At 76.5% G+C, this 5,923-nt stretch carries 1 protein-coding gene; it reads right to left on the reverse strand.

Annotation, left to right across the window (positions count from 1 at the left end; genetic code table 11):
* Positions 1-5,923, reverse strand: a 5,923-nt coding sequence (locus K6I34_RS29755) for a type I polyketide synthase (RefSeq protein ID WP_229330622.1), incomplete at both ends; no start/stop codon positions are given.

Raw genomic sequence — 5,923 nt, forward strand, 5'->3', positions numbered from 1 at the left:
GGTCGGGTCGGTCTCCGCCGGGTCGGCGGCGGGCAGCACCAGGACGCCGGTGGGTGCGGTCTCCCGCAGCCACGCGGCGAGTCCGTCGCGCCCGGCCGGGACGTGGCCGGGGTCCGGTGCGACGACTTCGGCGCCGCCGCCGGTGAGCGCGTCCGTCACGGCGGCCCGGAGGCCGTCGTCCGCGGGCGCGAGGACGAGCCAGCGCCCGGTCGGGCCGACGGCGGCCGTGGGGGCGTCCGTCCAGGGTTCCCACCGCTCGGCGTAGCGCCACGAGCGCACCACCGCGTCCGCCTTCCGGCTCGTCCGCCAGGCCGACAGGGCGGGCAGGACCTCGTGCAGCGGCGCGTCCTCGGGGATGTCGAGGAGTTCGGCCAGTCCCTGTGCGTCGGCCGCCGTGACGGTGTCCCACAGCGTGCCGTCCACCGGGTCGCCGCTCGGGGCGGCGGTCCGCTTCGCGCGGCCCGGCAGGGCCGTTCCGCTGTCGGGGTCGAGCCAGTAGCGGCGGCCCTGGAAGGCGTAGGTGGGCAGGTCGACGCGGCGGACGCCGTCCCGGTGCAGCAGGCGGGCCCAGTCCACGGGCACGCCGTGGGCGAAGGCGGTGGCGAGCGCGGCGACGAGCCGGTCGGGGCCGCCCTCGCCGCGCCGCAGGGTGTGCAGGACGCCGCCACCGGTGCCCGCCTCGGCGACGAGGTCCTCCAGCGGCACGACGAGTCCGGGGTGGGGGCTGCATTCGAGGAACACCGTGTGCCCGTCCGCCACCGCCGCACGCACCGCGGCGTCCAGGCGGACCGTGTTGCGGAGGTTGTCGTACCAGTACGGGCCCGACAGCGCCTGGGGGTCGGTGACGGCCTCGCCGGTCACGGTTGAGTACATCGGCACCCGGCCCGCGAGCGGGGCGGCGTCCGGCAGGGCCAGCAAGTCGTCCCGCAGCGCTTCCATGTGGGGTGAGTGGGACGCGTAGTCGACCGGGATCCAGCGTGCCCGGACGTCCTCGCGCTCGCAGTCGGCCGCGATCCTCGACAGGGCCTCGACGGGGCCGGAGAGCACCACGCCGGTGGGGCCGTTGACCGCCGCCAGCGACAGTACGTCGTCGCCGGAGACGAGTTCGGCGGCGCGCTCGGCCGACACCCCGACCGACAGCATCCCGCCGCCCATCGACGACACCCGCCGCAGAGCCCGGCTGCGCAGCACCGTCAGGCGGGCCGCGTCCTCCAGGGAGAGGAAGCCCGCCACATGCGCCGCCGCGAGCTCGCCCTGCGAGTGGCCGATCACGGCGGCCGGGCGCACTCCGCAGGACTCCCACCAGCGGGCGAGTCCGACCATGACGGCGAACAGCGCGGGCTGTACGACGTCGACCCGGTCGAGCAGGGCGCCGGAGCGGTCCCGCAGCACCTCCGTCAGCGACCAGTCCGTCAGCGGGTCCATCGCCGCCGCGCAGTGCTCGACCGTGTCCGCGAAGACCGCTTCGCGCTCCAGCAGTTCGGCCGCCATGCCGGTCCACTGCGAGCCCTGTCCCGGGAAGACGAACACCGGCCCGGTGGCGGCCGTGGTGCCGGGACCGCCCGTGCCGCCCGCGACCACGTTGGGGGCGGTGGACGCCGTGCCGTCCGCCAGCGCGCGCAGGCCCGCGGCGAGTTCGGCGCGGTCGCGGCCCCGGACCACCGCACGGCGTTCCAGGGTCGCGCGCCCGGAGGCCAGGGACCATGCCACGTCCGCCGGTTCGGCCCCGGGGCGGGCGGCCGTCCACTCCGCCAGCCGCCGTGCCTGGTCCCGCAGCGCGCCCTCGGTACGGGCCGAGAGCACCCAGGGCACGACACCGCCGACGCCCGCCGGTGCCTCGGTGACAGGAGCGGCGGGGGCGTCGGAGGCCGGTGCCTCCTCCAGGATGACGTGCGCGTTGGTGCCGCTGATCCCGAACGAGGAGACGGCCGCGCGGCGCGGGCGGCCCGCCTCGGGCCAGGGCCGGGCCTCGGCGAGCAGTTCGACGCGGCCGGCCGACCAGTCGACGTGCGGGGTGGGCGCGTCCACGTGCAGGGTCTTCGGCAGGAGCCCGTGCCGCATGGCCATGACCATCTTGATCACGCCCGCCACGCCGCCCGCGGCCTGGGTGTGGCCGAAGTTCGACTTCACCGAGCCGAGCCAGAGCGGGCGGTCGTCCGGGCGGCCCTGCCCGTAGGTGGCGAGGAGCGCCTGGGCCTCGATCGGGTCGCCGAGGGTCGTGCCCGTGCCGTGTGCGTCGACCGCGTCCACGTCGTCCGTGGACAGCCGCGCGTTGGCCAGCGCCTGCCGGATCACCCGCTGCTGCGAGGGGCCGTTGGGCGCGGTGAGGCCGTTGGACGCGCCGTCCTGGTTCACCGCCGAGCCGCGGACGACGGCGAGGACGGGGTGCCCGTTGCGGCGCGCGTCCGACAGCCGCTCCAGCAGCAGCATGCCGATGCCCTCGCCCCAGGCGGTGCCGTCCGCGCCGGCCGCGAAGGACTTGCAGCGGCCGTCGGCGGCGAGCCCGCGCTGGCGCGCGAACTCCACGAACACGCTCGGCGTCGACATGATCGTCACGCCGCCCGCGAGGGCGAGGTCACACTCCCCGGTGCGCAGCGCGTGGCTCGCCCAGTGCAGCGACACGAGCGAGGACGAGCACGCCGAGTCGACGGTGACGGCCGCGCCCTCCAGGCCGAGGGTGTAGGCGACGCGCCCGGACGCGACGCCGAAGGAGTTGCCGTTGCCGATGTACGCCTCCAGTTCGTCGTCGACGTCCAGCACGCGGCCCGCGGCGTAGTCCGAGTACATCAGCCCGGCGAAGACGGAGGTGTTGCTGCCCCGCTGGGAGACCGGGTCGATGCCGGCGCGTTCGAACGCCTCCCAGGACATCTCCAGCAGCATGCGCTGCTGCGGGTCCATCGCGAGTGCCTCGCGCGGCGAGATGCCGAAGAGTTCGGAGTCGAAGCGGTCGATGCCGCGCAGGAACGCGCCCTCGCGCGTGTAGCACCGGCCGGACCGGTCGGGGTCGGGGTCGTACAGCCCGTCCAGGTCCCAGCCCCGGTCGGTCGGGAAGGACGACACCGTGTCGACGCCGTCGGCCACGCACTGCCAGAGGTCCTCGGGGCTCGCGATGCCGCCGGGGAAGCGGCAGCTCATGGCGACGATCGCGATCGGCTCGTCCACGGTCCGGGCGGGTACGGGAGCCGGGGCGGCCCGGGTGTATTCGGGCAGGCTCAGCAATTCGGTGCGCAGGAAGCGCGCGAGGGCGGTGGCGTTGGGGTAGTCGAACAGGACGGTCGCCGGGAGCCGCAGGCCCGTGGCGGCGTTGAGGCGGTTGCGCATCTCCAGCGCGGTGAGCGAGTCGAAGCCCAGCTCGGTGAAGGCGCGCTCGGGGCCGACCGCCTCGGGGCCGGGGTGGCCGAGGACCAGCGCGGCCTGTCGGCGGGCGAGGTCGGTGAGCAGCTGCGCCTGCTCGGCCTCCGGACGGCCGGCCAGCCGCCGGGCGAGCTTCCGCGCGTCCTCGCCGCCGGAGCGGCGGCGGGCGGGGACCAGCCCGCTGAGGATCATGGGGAGTTCGTCGTCGAGCCGCCGCAGGGCCGCGAGGTCGAGGCGGACCGGTGCGAGCAGGGCCTCGCCCTGGACGAGCGCGGCGTCGAGCAGGGCGAGGCCCTGCGCGTCGGAGAGCGGGAGCACGCCGCTGCGGTTGATGCGCTGCCGGTCGGTGGTGGTGAAGTCGTCCTTCATCAGGCCGCTCTCCTCCTCCCACAGACCCCACGCGAGGGAGACGCCGGGCAGCCCGTGGGCCCGCCGGTGCTGGGCGAGGGCGTCCAGGAACGCGTTGCCCGCCGCGTAGTTGGCCTGTCCGCGGCTGCCGATGACACCGGCGACGGACGAGTAGAGCACGAAGGCGGTCAGGTCCAGGCCGCGGGTGAGTTCGTGCAGGTGCGTCGCCGCGTCCACCTTGGGGCGCAGGACGGTGCCGACGCGTTCGGGCGTCAGGGCGCCGATCACTCCGTCGTCGACGACGCCCGCGGTGTGCACCACGCCGCGCAGGGGGTGTTCCGCCGGGATCGTGGCCAGCAGCGCGGCCAGCGCGTCCCGGTCGGCGACGTCGCAGGCGGCGATCTCGACCGTGGCGCCCAGCGCGGTCAGCTCTTCGGCCAGTCCGGTGGCGCCGGGGGCCCGCAGGCCCCGGCGGCTGGTCAGGAGCAGGTGCCGTACGCCGTGGGCCACGACCAGGTGCCGGGCGGCCAGGGCGCCGAGCGCTCCGGTGCCGCCGGTGACGAGGACCGTTCCGGTGGGGTCGAAGGCGGGTCCGGCGGCATCGGCTGGGGTCGTGCGGGTGATCCTCGGGGCGTACGGCGTGCCTGCCCGCAGGGCCAGTTGCGGTTCGCCGGACGCGGCGGCGGCCGAGGCCGCGGCGGCGAGCGCGCGGACCGACGCTTCGTCGTCGTCCATGTCGACCAGGACGATCCTGCCCGGGTTCTCCGACATCGCGGAGCGGACCAGTCCGCCGACCGCCGCGGCGGCCAGGTCCCGGACGGGGTCGTCGTCGTCCACGGACACCGCCCGGCGGGTGACCACCGTCAGGCGCGCGGCCGCGAAGCGCGGTTCGGCGAGCCAGTCCTGCACGAGCCGCAGGGCGCGGCCGACAGCGGCGTGCACGGCTTCCCGGGACGGGAGATCCGGGACGTCCGCGGCGGTGTCCGGCCAGGGGAGGACGACGACCTCCGGGGCGGGGAGCCCGGCGTCGAGCGCGGCCGCGAGCGCGGCGAGGTCGGCGTGGAGGGAGGCGCCCAGGCGGCCCGCGAGCCGCGCGGCGTCCCCGGCGACCCCGGCGACCGCCCAGGACCCGGCGGCGGGGGCCGGGGCGTCCTCGGCCGGTCGCGGCAGCGGGGTCCAGCGGACGGCGTGGAGCGGGTCGTGCCGCGCGGCTGTGGCGGAGCGCAGCTTCTCCGGCGAGACCGGGCGTACGGACAGCGACCCGACCTCGGCGACCGTACGGCCCGTGGCGTCCGTGAGGGTCAGGGACACCGACTCCGGCCCGGTGCGCCGCAGCCGTACCCGGGTCGCCGAGGCGCCGGGGGTGACGAGGCGGACGTCGCGCCAGGAGAACGGGAGCGACAGCGGTCCGGAGCCGGGTTCGGCACGGTCGGCGAACGCGGCGATGCCGAGCAGGTGCTGGGCCGCGTCCATCAGGGCCGGGTGCACGCCGAACCGGTCGGCCTCGTGGGCGACGGCCTCGGGCAGCGCGATCTCGCCGTGGACCTCGTCGCCGTGCCGGGCGGCGGAGCGCACGCCGTGGAAGGCGGGGCCATAGGTGACGCCGGTGTTGGCGAGCCAGTCGTAGAAGCCGTCGAGGGGGACGGGGGCCGCGTCGGCGGGCGGCTGTCCGGTTTCGGCGGACTCGGCGAATTCGGCGGACTCGGTGCCGGGGGTGCGGGCGAGGGTGCCCACGGCGTGCCGGGTCCACGGCTCGCCCGGGTCGCCGGTGTCGGGCCGCGAGTGGATCGCGACGGCCCGGCGCCCGTCGGCGTCGGGGGCCTCGACCCAGAGCTGGAGCTGGAGTCCGCCGTGTCCGGGGAGGACCAGGGGCGCTTCCAGGGAGAGTTCCTCGACCCGCTCGCACCCGGCGCGCCGGCCCGCGTGCAGCGCGAGCTCCAGGAAGGCCGTGCCCGGGAGGACCGCCGTGTCGAGGACGACGTGGTCCGCGAGCCACGGGTGGCTGTCGAGCGAGAGCAGGCCGGTGAACAACGAACCGTGTCCGCCCGCCAGTTCCACCATCGCGCCGAGCAGCGGGTGGTCCGCGACCCCCTGGCCGAGGCCGGTCGCGTCGGTCGCGCCGACGCCCGCGTCGAGCCAGAACCGGCGCCGGTCGAACGCGTAGGTCGGCAGCTCGACCCGGCGGTGGGCGGGGACGGCCGTGAGCGCCGCCCAGTCCACC

The sequence above is a fragment of the Streptomyces sp. UNOC14_S4 genome (genome assembly GCF_020740835.1).
Lineage (GTDB): Bacteria > Actinomycetota > Actinomycetes > Streptomycetales > Streptomycetaceae > Streptomyces.